At 69.7% G+C, this 12,747-nt stretch carries 10 protein-coding genes; 9 read left to right on the top strand and 1 reads right to left on the bottom strand.

Annotated elements, in window-relative coordinates:
* The first annotated feature begins 5 nt into the window (after nt 1-5).
* The 8 genes from ABZ128_RS09025 to ABZ128_RS08990 all read left to right on the top strand — a co-directional run bounded on the left by ABZ128_RS09025 (nt 6) and on the right by ABZ128_RS08990 (nt 10,342).
* The gene (locus tag ABZ128_RS09025) at nt 6-929 is read left to right on the top strand and encodes a carbohydrate ABC transporter permease (protein WP_356847037.1); all 924 of its coding nucleotides are present in this window, start codon (nt 6-8) and stop codon (nt 927-929) included.
* Nucleotides 930-995: 66 nt separating this feature from the next.
* Nucleotides 996-1,394, top strand: a complete 399-nt coding sequence (locus ABZ128_RS09020; protein WP_356847036.1) for a DUF4440 domain-containing protein — start codon at nt 996-998, stop codon at nt 1,392-1,394.
* A 326-nt stretch (nt 1,395-1,720) separates the two neighbouring features.
* Entirely contained in the window at nt 1,721-2,923 is a 1,203-nt protein-coding gene (locus tag ABZ128_RS09015; RefSeq protein ID WP_356847035.1) for an ROK family transcriptional regulator, read from the top strand.
* Between the two features lie 117 nt (nt 2,924-3,040).
* A complete protein-coding gene (locus ABZ128_RS09010) occupies nt 3,041-4,156 on the top strand; it encodes a substrate-binding domain-containing protein (RefSeq protein ID WP_356847033.1) in 1,116 nt (371 codons plus the stop codon).
* 275 nt (nt 4,157-4,431) lie between these two features.
* Nucleotides 4,432-5,220: an ATP-binding cassette domain-containing protein gene (locus ABZ128_RS09005; RefSeq protein WP_356847032.1), complete on the top strand. Its 789-nt coding sequence runs from the start codon at nt 4,432-4,434 to the stop codon at nt 5,218-5,220.
* A gap of 29 nt (nt 5,221-5,249) precedes the next feature.
* Nucleotides 5,250-6,509: a sugar ABC transporter permease gene (locus tag ABZ128_RS09000; protein ID WP_356847231.1), complete on the top strand. Its 1,260-nt coding sequence runs from the start codon at nt 5,250-5,252 to the stop codon at nt 6,507-6,509.
* 261 nt (nt 6,510-6,770) lie between these two features.
* Nucleotides 6,771-8,687 (top strand): 1-deoxy-D-xylulose-5-phosphate synthase, encoded by a 1,917-nt coding sequence (gene dxs / locus ABZ128_RS08995; protein ID WP_356847031.1) that lies wholly within the window; start codon nt 6,771-6,773, stop codon nt 8,685-8,687.
* Between the two features lie 116 nt (nt 8,688-8,803).
* Complete coding sequence (locus ABZ128_RS08990) at nt 8,804-10,342, top strand: amino acid permease (protein ID WP_356847230.1); 1,539 nt, start codon at nt 8,804-8,806, stop codon at nt 10,340-10,342.
* Nucleotides 10,343-10,370: 28 nt separating this feature from the next.
* On the opposite strand, the gene ABZ128_RS08985 is transcribed toward ABZ128_RS08990, so the two are convergent.
* The gene (locus tag ABZ128_RS08985) at nt 10,371-11,438 is read right to left on the bottom strand and encodes an LCP family protein (protein ID WP_356847029.1); all 1,068 of its coding nucleotides are present in this window, start codon (nt 11,436-11,438) and stop codon (nt 10,371-10,373) included.
* 127 nt (nt 11,439-11,565) lie between these two features.
* On the opposite strand from ABZ128_RS08985, the gene ABZ128_RS08980 reads away from it, so the two are divergent.
* Nucleotides 11,566-12,714, top strand: coding sequence for a hypothetical protein (locus ABZ128_RS08980; protein WP_356847027.1), 1,149 nt, complete (start codon nt 11,566-11,568; stop codon nt 12,712-12,714).
* Nucleotides 12,715-12,747: the final 33 nt, after the last annotated feature.

Here is a 12,747-nt window from a genome sequence, read left to right as displayed (position 1 = left end):
CCCCGATGACCACAGTGATCAAAGCACCGGGCGAGTCCTCGGCCGAACGGGCCGGCGGCGGCAGCCCCAAGGAGCGCGGGTCCCGCGGCTCCGAGGGCACGGTGCTGAACGTCTTCTCGCACGGCTTCCTCGCCCTCTGGGCGGTCCTGATCGTCCTGCCGCTGGTCTGGCTGGCGCTCGGCTCCTTCAAGACCGACGCGCAGATCGGCGGATCGGCCCTCAGCTGGCCCTCGAACTGGCATTTCGACGCCTTCTCCCGGGCCTGGGACAAGGGCATCGGCGACTACTTCGCCCACACGCTGATCGTGATGGCGTTCTCGGTGCCGCTGACCATGCTGTTCGGCTCGATGGCGGCGTACGTGCTGGCCCGCTATCCCTTCCCGGGCAACCGGCTCGTCTACTACTTCTTCGTCAGCGGGGCGATGTTCCCGGTCTTCCTGGCCCTGGTCCCGCTGTTCTTCATGGTCAAGCGCCTGGACATGCTCAACACGTACCACGGTCTGGTCCTGGTGTACGTGGCCTACTCGATGCCCTTCACCGTCTTCTTCATGCACTCCTTCTTCCGCACGCTGCCGACGGCCGTGCACGAGGCGGCGGTGATCGACGGGGCCTCCGACACCCGGATCTTCTTCCAGGTGATGCTGCCGATGGCCAAGCCCGGTCTGATCAGCGTGGGGATATTCAATGTCCTGGGCCAGTGGAACCAGTACATCCTGCCCTCCGTGCTGATGCAGCCGCAGACCGGATCGGACCCCGAGCGCTACCTGCTCACCCAGGGGCTGATCCAGCTCCAGTACCAGATGGGCTACGAGACCGACCTCCCGGTGCTGTTCGCCGGTGTGACCATCGCGATGATCCCGATGCTGGTGGTCTACCTGTCCTTCCAGCGCCAGATCCAGGCGGGGCTGACCTCGGCCACCCTCAAGTAAGGCAGGAGCCGGCTCCCCGGCCCGCGGCCCAACGGCCCCGCGGGCGCGGGGTGTTACGGTCTCGCCATGTCCAAGAACGAGATAGACGCGCTGACCGCCGAGTTCTTCGGGGCCTTCGACAACCGGGGAGGCCGGCCCGCCGACGTGGCGCGCATCCGCCGGCTGGTGCTGCCCGGCGGCGTGATCGTCAAGACGGGCCCTGACCTGGCCGTCTACACCGTGGACGAGTTCATCGAGCCGCGCAGCCGGCTGCTGGCCGGGGGCCGGCTGACCGAGTTCTCCGAGTGGGAGACCTCCGAGCGGACCGACATCGCAGGCGACATCGCGTCACGGTTCGGCGCCTACCGCAAGTCGGGGATCATGGACGGGGAGCCGTTCGAGGGCGGCGGGACCAAGACCTTCCAGTTCGTCCGGACCCCGGAAGGCTGGCGGATCGCCGCTTTCTCCTGGTACGACCAGCCCTGAGCCCCGCCCGCTCGGCCCGGCCGCCTCATCGGCGGCCGGGCCGAAGCCGTTTCGTGTGTCAGGAGCATGGCAACTCCGCGAACCGGGTTACCCCGGACGGCGGCCCGCCCCCCCCGGCTGTCAGGGCACGATCTTTGAGGATGTCTCTCATACTTATGACCGGTAGAGGCCGTTTCGTGCTGTCTCAGCCTCTTGACGTCTGGAGGGCCAAAGGCTCGACTTAAGGTTCACAAGTTGGAGAGACGCCGGTGTCTCGGAGCGGGAAGCCGCGACGCCGGCCGGGGGGCGACGGCCGGCCGTCGTTCATGGGCAGGAGTGGATGAGTCGTGCAGACTCCCGGATCGCAGTCGTCACTGCACCGCGCGAATCTCGAACGGGTCGTGCGGGCCGTGCGGCTCGCGGGTTCGCTGACCCAGGCGGAGATCGCCCGGTCCACCGGACTCTCGGCGGCCACGGTCTCCAACATCGTCCGCGAACTCAAGGACGGTGGGACCGTCGAGGTCACGGACACCTCGGCGGGCGGCCGCCGCGCCCGCAGCGTCTCGCTCAGCGGTGACGCGGGCATCGTGATCGGTGTGGACTTCGGCCACACCCACCTGCGGGTGGCCGTCGGCAACCTGGCCCACCAGGTCCTGGCCGAGGAGGCCGCCCCGCTCGACGTGGACGCCTCCTGGGCCGAAGGCTTCGACCGGGCGGAAGCGCTGGTCGGGGAGCTGATCGCGGCCATAGGCGTGAGCCGGGAGAAGGTCATCGGCGTGGGCCTCGGCGTCCCCGGCCCGATCGACGTGGAATCCGGAACGCTCGGCTCCACCGCGATCCTGCCGGGCTGGGCCGGGATCAACCCCCGCCAGGAGCTCTCGCAGCGCCTCGGAGTGCCCGTGTACGTGGACAACGACGCCAACCTCGGGGCGCTCGGGGAGCTGGTGTGGGGCAGCGGCCGGGGGGTCAAGGACCTCGCGTACATCAAGGTGGCCAGCGGTGTCGGCGCCGGCCTGGTGATCAACGGCCAGATCTACCGGGGCCCCGGCGGCACCGCCGGCGAGATCGGGCACATCACGCTCGACGAGTCCGGCCCGGTCTGCCGCTGCGGCAACCGCGGCTGCCTGGAGACCTTCGCGGCGGCCCGTTACGTGCTGCCGCTGCTCCAGAGCACCCACGGACCGGACCTCACGATGGAGCGGGTGGTGGAACTGGCCCGGGAGGGTGACCCGGGATGCCGCCGGGTGATCGCCGACGTGGGCCGCCATGTGGGTAGTGGTGTCGCCAATTTGTGCAATGTTCTGAACCCGAGCCGCGTGGTGCTCGGCGGTTCCCTGGCCGAGGCGGGTGAACTGGTCCTGGGCCCCATACGCGAGTCCGTGGGCAGGTACGCGATCCCCAGCGCGGCACGCCAACTCTCGGTCCTCACCGGCTCGTTGGGCGGCAGGGCCGAGGTGCTGGGAGCGCTGGCCCTGGTGCTGAGCGAGATGGGCGATTCGACCCTTCTGGTCGATTCGCCGGGGCGTCCGCTCTTGTCTTCAGTTAGATAACGGATGGCACCGTTGTCATCTCGTTAAGGATTCACTCCTTGACGACAAACTGCGGCCGAGGTTGACTCACGCTCACCTCGGCCGCAATGTTGCGGCCTCGTCAGGGAGGTTCAAGTAATGAACACGCGTATGCGCAGAGCCGCCGTAGCCGTAGCCGCCACCGCAATGGCCGCTTCCCTTGCCGCCTGTGGCAGCGCCAAGGAGGCCGGCGAGAAGCCGAAGGCATCCGGCTCCGGCGCCGCGGGTGGTGCGATCAAGATCGGTCTGCTCCTGCCGGAGAACCAGACCGCGCGCTACGAGAAGTTCGACAAGCCGCTCTTCGAGAAGAAGGTCGCCGAACTCACGGACGGCAAGGCCACGGTGGTCTACGCCAACGCCAAGCAGGACGCGACCACGCAGAACTCCCAGGTCGACACCATGATCACCAACAAGGTGAACGTCCTGGTCGTCGACGCCGTGGACTCCAAGGCCATCGCCGGCTCGGTCAAGAAGGCCAAGGAGGCCGGCATCCCGGTCGTCGCCTACGACCGCCTCGCCGAGGGCCCGATCGACGCCTACACCTCCTTCGACAACGAAGAGGTCGGCAAGGTCCAGGGCAAGGCGCTGCTGGAGGCCCTGGGCGACAAGGCCAAGGACGGCGACATCGTGATGATGAACGGGTCGGTCACCGACCCGAACGCCGCCCTCTTCAAGAAGGGCGCCCACTCCGTCCTCGACGGCAAGGTGAACATCGGCAAGGAGTACGACACCAAGGAGTGGAAGCCCGAGAACGCCAACACCAACATGGCGGGTGCGATCTCGGCGCTCGGCAAGGACAAGATCATCGGCGTCTACTCCGCCAATGACGGCATGGCCGGCGGCATCATCACCGCCCTCAAGGCGGCCAACATGTCCCCCCTGCCCCCGGTCACCGGCCAGGACGCGGAACTCGCCGGTGTGCAGCGCATCGTGGCGGGCGAGCAGTTCATGAGCGTCTACAAGCCCTACGCCCCCGAGGCCGAGGCCGCCGCGAAGATGGCCGTCGCGCTCGCCAAGGGCGAGAAGCTGGAGGGCGTCACCACCTCCAAGGTCGACAGCCCCACCACCAAGGGCATCGCCTCGGTCCTGGTCCCGGTCGTCTCGCTGACCAAGAACAACATCAAGGACACTGTCATCAAGGACGGTGTCTACACGGCCGACGAGATCTGCACCGACAAGTACGCGGCCGCCTGCGCCACGCTCGGCCTGAAGTAGGCCGGTCGGGGGCATACGTAGGACATACGCAGGCCCCCCGGCCCGGTCCGGGCCGGTGTCCGGCCTCCTGCGGGCCCCCGGGCCCGTGAGGCCCCACGTCCTGCCGACCGGAGGCCCGCCCCCGTGGCCTCCGGTCCCCAGGACCCCACGCGCCTGCCCGGCGCCCCGCCCCTCTTCCCCCGCCGGCCGCGGGGCGCCGGGCAGAAACGTTTTCCCCACCCACCCCGCTCCTGCACTTACTGCACGACATCCCCGCCGGTCAGGCGGCGAAGGAGATGGTTCATGTGTCCGCTGCGCCCGTGCTGGCGTTGCGAGGGGTCTCGAAGCGATTCGGTGCCGTCCAGGCGCTCACCGACGTAGAGCTCGAAATCCACTCCGGCGAGGTGGTCGCCCTGGTCGGCGACAACGGCGCCGGCAAGTCCACGCTCGTCAAGACGATCGCCGGCGTCCACCCCATCGATGACGGAGTCATCGAATGGGAGGGCAAGCCGGTCTCGATCAACAAGCCCCACGACGCCCAGAACCTGGGCATCGCGACGGTCTACCAGGACCTCGCGCTGTGCGACAACATCGACGTCGTCGGCAATCTGTTCCTGGGCCGCGAGCTCAAGCGCCGCGGTGTCCTGGACGAGGTGGAGATGGAGCGCCGCGCCCGCGAGCTCCTGACCACCCTGTCCATCCGGATCCCCAGTGTCCGCATCCCCATCGCGTCCCTCTCCGGCGGTCAGCGCCAGACCGTGGCGATCGCCCGCTCGATGCTGGGCGAGCCCCAGCTCGTCATCCTCGACGAGCCCACCGCCGCCCTCGGCGTCGAGCAGACCGCCCAGGTCCTCGACCTCGTGGAGCGGCTGCGCGAGCGCGGCCACGCCGTCATCCTCATCAGCCACAACATGGCCGATGTGAAGGCCGTCGCCGACAAGGTGGCGGTCCTGCGGCTGGGCCGCAACAACGGCGTCTTCGCCGTCAAGGACACGTCGCAGGAAGAGATCATCTCCGCCATCACGGGAGCCACGGACAACGCCGTGACCCGCCGGGCGGCCCGTACCGGGGAGGCTCGCAAGTGAGCACCGAACACCACACCGCGGCGGAAGAGGTGGCCCGGCTGGCCAACCCCGCCGCCCCGGCGGACGCCATTCCCGTGGTGGACCCGCGCCTCCTCGTCCGCGAGCAGGGCCTGGCCGGCTACCTGAGCGAGTTCGGCCGCAAGATGAAGGCCGGCGACCTCGGATCCCTCCCGGTCGTGATCGGCCTGATCATCATCTGGGGCATCTTCCAGGGGCTGAACGCGAACTTCCTGTCCCCCGAGAACCTCACCAACATCGCGATCACGATGGTGGCCACCGGCATGATGGCCGTGGGCATCATCTTCGTGCTGCTGCTCGGCGAGATCGACCTCTCGGTCGGCTCGGTCAGCGGTGTCTCGGGCGCGATCGTCGCCGTCCTCGCCGTCACCCACGGGGTCAACGAGTGGGTCGCGATCCTGCTCGCCATCGGCGGCGGCGCCCTGATCGGGGCCATCCACGGCTTCTTCTTCGCCAAGATCGGCGCCCCGGCCTTCGCCGTCACCCTGTCGGGCCTGCTGTTCTGGTCCGGAGCCATGCTGCAGATCCTCGGCAGCAACGGCACGATCAACCTCGACTCCGACGGAGTGGTGGGCCGGCTCACCACGTACTACTTCTCGGACGTGGCGGCGGGCTACGGCCTCGCGGCGGTCGCCGTGGTCGGATACTTCCTGGCGAGCTACTACGACAACCGCCGCCGCCAGACCGCGGGGGTCCCGTCCCGCCCGATGAGCGAGCTCGTGCTGCGCACCGCCCTCCTCGCGGTGTTCACCTTCGGCCCCGCCGCGGTGTTCAACCAGTACAAGGGCCTGCCGCTCGCGGTGGTGCTGTTCGTGGTGGTCCTGGTCGGCACGGACTTCGTCCTGCGCCGCACCACGTTCGGCCGCAACGTGTTCGCCCTCGGCGGCAGCGTCGAGGCGTCCCGCCGTGCGGGCATCAACGTCACCGGGATCCGCATCGCGGTCTTCGCCATCGCCGGTACCTTCGCGGCCATCGGCGGCCTGTTCTGGGCCTCCAAGATCGCGGCGGCCAACCAGAGCGCCGGCGCCGGCGACCTGCTGATGAACGTGATCGCGGCGGCCGTGATCGGCGGCACCAGCCTCTTCGGCGGCCGCGGCCGCACCTGGAACGCCCTGCTCGGTGTCATGGTGATCACCTCGATCCAGTACGGTCTGGCCCTTGAGGGAATCGCCACGCCGATCCAGTACATGATCACCGGTGCGGTGCTGCTGGCGACCGTGGTCATCGACTCGGTCACCCGCAAGACCCAGAAGACGGCCGGACGCGCCTGACACCGCGCCCGGTGCGGCAAGAGCGGTAAGAACGGTCACAGTGCCCGGCGCCACTCCGTGTGGCGCCGGGCACACGTGCGTGCGCCGGCGCGGATGCCTTGCGTACAGCTGTGTGGGTAAACGCCCGAATGTGATGTGTGACCTCGGGGTGATCCGTACAGGTATCACAAAGCTGTGACCCGCCAGCGGCAGCCCGATGACTTCGCCCGCCGACGGAACATTAGACTCGACAGACCAGCAAGCAACTGCAAGGAGGCACGGGTGCTGCTGACCCGCATCAAGGGACCGCGCGATCTGGACCGGCTCAGTCAGGAGGAGCTCACCCAGCTCGCCGCCGAGATCAGGTCCTTCCTCGTCGACGCCGTCTCCAAGACCGGCGGGCACCTCGGCCCCAACCTCGGTGTGGTCGAACTGACGATCGCCCTGCACCGGGTCTTCGAATCGCCCAAGGACAAGGTCCTCTTCGACACCGGCCACCAGGCCTACGTGCACAAGCTCCTCACGGGCCGCCAGGACTTCGCCGGCCTGCGCACCAAGGGCGGCCTGTCCGGCTACCCCTCGCGCGCCGAGTCCGAGCACGACGTGATCGAGAACTCGCACGCCTCCACGGTGCTGGGCTGGGCCGACGGCCTCGCCAAGGCCAACGAGGTCCTCGGCCGCGAGGACCACCACGTCGCGGCCGTCATCGGCGACGGCGCGCTGACCGGCGGCATGGCCTGGGAGGCGCTGAACAACATCGCCGCCGCCAAGGACCGCCCGCTGGTGATCGTCGTCAACGACAACGAGCGCTCGTACGGCCCCACCATCGGCGGCCTCGCGAACCACCTCGCCACCCTGCGCACCACGGACGGCTACGAGCGCTTCCTGGCCCGCGGCAAGGAGATCCTGGAGCGCACCCCCGTCGTCGGCAAGCCGCTCTTCGAGACCCTGCACGGCGCCAAGAAGGGCCTCAAGGACTTCATCGCCCCGCAGGGCATGTTCGAGGACCTGGGCCTGAAGTACATCGGCCCCATCGACGGCCACGACATCGAGGCCCTGGAGTCCGCCCTGCAGCGCGCCAAGCGCTTCAGCGGACCGGTCATCGTGCACTGCCTCACCCAGAAGGGCCGCGGCTACACCCCGGCGCTGGAGCACGAGGCGGACCGCTTCCACGCGGTCGGCGTGATCCACCCGGACACCGGCCTGCCCGTCAAGACCGCAGCCGCCAGCTGGACCTCCGTCTTCGCCGACGAGATGGTCAAGCTCGGCCACGAACGCCCCGACATCGTCGGCATCACCGCCGCCATGCTGCACCCGGTCGGCCTCAACAAGTTCGCCGAGGCCTTCCCGGACCGCATCTACGACGTCGGCATCGCCGAGCAGCACGGCGCGACCTCCGCGGCCGGCCTGGCCACGGGCGGGGTCCATCCCGTCTTCGCGGTGTACGCCACCTTCCTCAACCGCGCCTTCGACCAGGTCCTGATGGACGTGGCCTTGCACAAGTGCGGGGTCACCTTCGTCCTGGACCGCGCCGGTGTCACCGGTGACGACGGCGCCTCCCACAACGGCATGTGGGACATGTCGATCCTCCAGGTCGTGCCCGGCCTGCGGCTGGCCGCCCCGCGCGACGCGGAGCAGCTGCGCGCCCAGCTGCGCGAGGCCGTCGAGGTCAAGGACGCCCCGACCGTGGTCCGCTTCTCCAAGGGCGTCGTCGGCCCGGCCGTCCCGGCCGTCGGCCGCATCGGCGGCATGGACCTGCTGCGGCCCCCGGCCCCCGAGGTCACCCGTCCGGACGTGCTGCTCGTCTCGGTCGGTGCGCTCGCCCCCATGTGCCTGGAGATCGCCGACCTGCTCGACAAGCAGGGCATCTCCTCGACCGTGGTCGACCCCCGCTGGGTCAAGCCGGTCGACGAGGCGCTGGCCCCGCTCGCCGAGCGGCACCGGGTGGTCGTCACCGTCGAGGACAACGGCCGCGCCGGCGGTGTGGGCGCCGCCGTCTCGCAGGCGCTGCGCGACGCCGGTGTGGACGTACCGCTGCGCGACTTCGGCATCCCGCAGCGCTTCCTGGACCACGCCCTGCGCAAGGAGATCCTGGCGGAGATCGGCCTGACCGCTCCGGACATCGCGCGCCAGGTCACCGGTCTGGTGGCGAAGCTGGACGGACGCTTCGACAGCGAGCCGGCCGCCGCGGTCGACTAGCCCACAGGGCCGAGGCGCGGTTGCACGTCACGGGCCGGGAGATCACCCTGAGGGGGTGGCCTCCCGGCCCGTTCGCGTGCGTCGACACCTTCGGAGGTGCGTCGGTGACCAGGGATATGAACAGCCCCTTCCGCACCAAGACGGTGGAGCAGTCCATCCGCGACACGGAGGAGCCGGAACACGCGCTCCGCAGGTCGCTCTCCGCCTGGGACCTGACGGTCTTCGGTGTGGGTGTCATCATCGGCACCGGCATCTTCGTCCTCACCGGCATCGCGGCCCGGAACAACGCCGGACCCGCCACCGCCCTCGCCTTCGTGGCAGCGGGCATCGTCTGCGCCCTCGCAGCGCTCTGTTACGCCGAGTTCGCGTCCACCGTGCCGGTGGCCGGCTCGGCGTACACGTTCTCGTTCGCCTCCCTCGGTGAAGTGCCAGCCTGGATCATCGGCTGGGACCTGGTGCTGGAATTCGCCCTCGGCACCGCGGTGGTCGCGGTCGGCTGGTCCGGGTACGTGCGCAACCTGATGCACACCAACCTCGGCTGGGACATGCCCGTCGCGCTGACCGGGCGCGAGGAGGGAGGGACCTTCGACTTGCTGGCCTTCCTCCTGGTCCTGGCGCTGACCGCGATCCTGGTCCTCGGGACGAAGCTGTCGGCGAGGATCACGGCGATCGTCGTGGCCATCAAGGTCACCGTCGTGCTGCTGGTCATCGTCGCGGGCCTGTTCTTCATCAAGGCCGACAACTACTCGCCGTTCATCCCGCCGGCCACGCCCCAGGCCGAGGGCGGTGGCGGCTGGAACGCGCCGCTGATCCAGGAACTGTTCGGCTACGCGCCCACCAACTTCGGCGTCATGGGCATCTTCACCGCGGCCTCGCTGGTCTTCTTCGCCTTCATCGGCTTCGACGTCGTGGCCACCGCCGCCGAGGAAACCAGGAACCCCCAGCGGGACATGCCGCGCGGCATCATCGGCTCGCTGTTCATCTGCACCATCCTGTACGTCGCCGTGACCGTGGTGGTCACCGGCATGCAGCACTACACGCAGATGTCGGCCAGCGCCCCGCTCGCCGAAGCCTTCAAGTCCGTGGGCCAGCCCTTCTTCGCCGGCGCCATCAGCCTGGGCGCCTCCGTCGGCCTCATCACCGTCTGCATGATCCTGCTGCTGGGCCAGACCCGGGTGTTCTTCGCGATGAGCCGTGACGGACTGCTGCCGCGCTTCTTCTCCGTCACCCACCCGAAGTACCGCACCCCTTACAGGGCGACCATCCTGCTCGGCGTGTTCATCGCCGTGCTCGCCGGCTTCATCAGCCTGGGGGAGCTCGCCGAACTGGTGAACATCGGTACGCTCTTCGCCTTCGTGGTCGTCGCGCTCGGCGTGATCATCCTGCGTCGCGCCCGTCCCGAGCTGCACCGGGCCTTCCGCACGCCCTGGGTGCCGGTGATCCCGATCCTGTCGATCGCGGCCTCGTTCTGGCTGATGCTGAACCTGCCGACCGAAACCTGGGTCCGGTTCGGCATCTGGATGGCCATCGGCTTCGTCGTCTACTCCTTCTACGGCGTCTGGCACAGCCGCGTGGGCCGGGAGAGCCAGGTCAGTCCCGGTGTCGCCCTCAGCGAGCCGGGTACGCCACCGGAGCCCCCGGCGCCGGGCGCCTGACACCCCCCGCTGGGCAAACCGAGCGGGTTCAGCCGGCCTTGGCGGGAGAGTTCTTCGCCGAGGCCGGGACCTTCTGGTCCTGGCGCAGGGCTTCCCACAGCTCGGTCGCCTGGGGCTGTGCGACGACGACGCGGTTGGGGTCCACCTTGTCGTAGGCCACCGGCAGCATGATCGTCTCCATGGTGTCCGGGTCCACGCCCTTCATGCTCTGGGCGAAGTCGGCCAGGGCGGTGAGCGAGCCCAGGTCGGAGTCGGTGGTCAGCGACTTGGTGCCGGCGTCCGCGAGCTTGTAGAGCCGGGCGGGGTTGCCGAGGGCGTCCTGCTTCTTGATCTCCGACAGCATGGCCATCATGAACTGCTGCTGGAGGCCTATGCGCCCCAGGTCGCTGCCGTCGCCGTAGCCGTAGCGGGTACGGACGAACTTCAGCGAGTCGGTGCCGTTCAGCCGGTGCGTGCCCGCGTCCAGCTTGAGACCGCCCTTCGCGCCGCTCATCGGCTTGTCCAGGGTGACGGTGACCCCGCCCAGTGCGTCCACCAGCCCCTTGAACCCGGCGAAGTCCACCTCCACGAAGTGGTCCACGCGGATCCCCGACATCTCCTCCACGGTCTTGACCACGCAGGCGGGGCCGGCCAGGGAGTAGACCGAGTTGAACATGACCCGGTTGGCGGGCTTGACGGTGTTGCCCTCGCCGTCCTTGCACTCGGGCCGGTTGATCAGGGTGTCGCGCGGGATGCTGACCGCGGTGGCCCTGGCCCGGCCCTCGGGTATGTGCACCAGCATCGCGGTGTCCGAGCGGGCGCCGCTGACATCGCCGTGGTCGAGGTCCGCGTTGGCCCCGGCACGCGAGTCGGAGCCGAGCACGAGGACGTTCTGGGCGCCCGGGACGACCTTCTTCGGCCGGTTGTCCCCGATGGCCTGGTCGAGGTCGACGCTGTCGATGTTGCCGTTGAGGTGGCTGTAGGTCCACCAGCCGACGCCGCCGACGGCCAGGATGAGGACCGCCGTCGTGAGCAGCACGATGCGCAGGACTCGCCTGCCGCCACGCCTCGGCTTGCGCCGGGACGAAGGGGTGGAGGCCGAGGGGCGGTCGGTCATGGAGGCAGGGCCCTTCTATTATCGATGGGGTGCATCATAAGACACGCTTTCGAGTGGCTGATTCTTGTGGGTGCACAGCCCTGTCGCTCGCACAGTGGACATACTCGGCAGAAGGGTGGACAGCGGCGTGATCCGAGGCAAAAGCGTTGGCCGGGCCGCCACTTCGGCCCGCGGCGCCGAGGCCGGCGCCCTGCCCGGAGCCGGCGCCCCGCCCTTTTCGCCCCCGGCCGGAAACTGGCTGTTCGCCGGAGCCGACGGCCGCCTGAGCGCGTACGCCAGCGGGCCGCGCGGCCTCCTGCGCTGGACCGAGGCCGCCGCCCCCCGCACCGGCTGGACCGGACCCGAGGCCCTCGACGTGCCCGGTTGGACGGGGCCCCTCTCCATGGCCCAGAGCCGCGAGGGATACGTCCACTTCGTCGCCCTGAGGGCCGCTGCGGACGGCTCCGGCGGCCCCGAGGTCATCGTGTCCACCCAGTTCCAGCCGGGCCGCGGCATCTACGACTGGCACAGCCTCGGCACCCCCGGCCTGCGCGGCGGCCCCCCGGACGACGGCCTGGCCGGCCCGCCGCGCATCGCCGTCAACCAGCGCTCCGGCTCCACGCACGTCATCGTCTCGCTGCGCCGCGGCGGCATCCTGCGGCGCAGCCGCAATGCCGAGGGCGTCTGGGGCGGCTGGAAGCAGGTCTCGCCCGAGCCCTACCGCGGGGAGGCGACCCCGTTGATGCCGGTCGGCGGGCCGCTGGAGCTGCTCGCCCTCGGGCCGGCCGGTGCCGACCGCTGGGTGGGTGTCAGCCAGGGCCGCTTCCAGCTCGCCGACCGCATCCCCACGCCCGTCGTCCCGGGGACCCCGGTCCTGTACGAGACGGGCCCGCGCAGGGTGACGTACTTCTGGCGCTACCCCGGCGACGGTTCGCTGGTCGCCTGGCGTGCGGCCCAGGGCGGTGCCCAGAGCGGCCTGATGAGTCTGGGCGGCGCGGGGGGCCAGGGGGCGCCGGGTGTCGTCCGGGCCGTCATCGGCGGCTACGACTGCACCGTGCTCGCCCAGACCGGTGCGGAGGGGGACGTGGAACTCACGGCCTACGTCACCGAGAACGAGGGGTACGGCGCGTGGTGGGCCTCCCTCGGCGGCCACGGAGCGTGCGCCCCGCAGGTCGCCGTCGATGCGGCCGGCCGCATCGTGGTGGCCGCCTTCGATGCCGACGGGACCCTGATCTGCACCCGCCAGGACACCGCCCAGCAGGGGCTGGTCTTCGGCCCCTGGTCCGCCGCCGCCTGAGGCGGCGGCGGTCAGGCGGCGGTCAGGCGGCGG

Source organism: Streptomyces sp. NPDC006326 (assembly GCF_040612915.1).
GTDB lineage: Bacteria > Actinomycetota > Actinomycetes > Streptomycetales > Streptomycetaceae > Streptomyces.
Note: the sequence above shows the minus strand (reverse complement) of the source record. Positions and strands in the feature narration are given on the sequence as shown.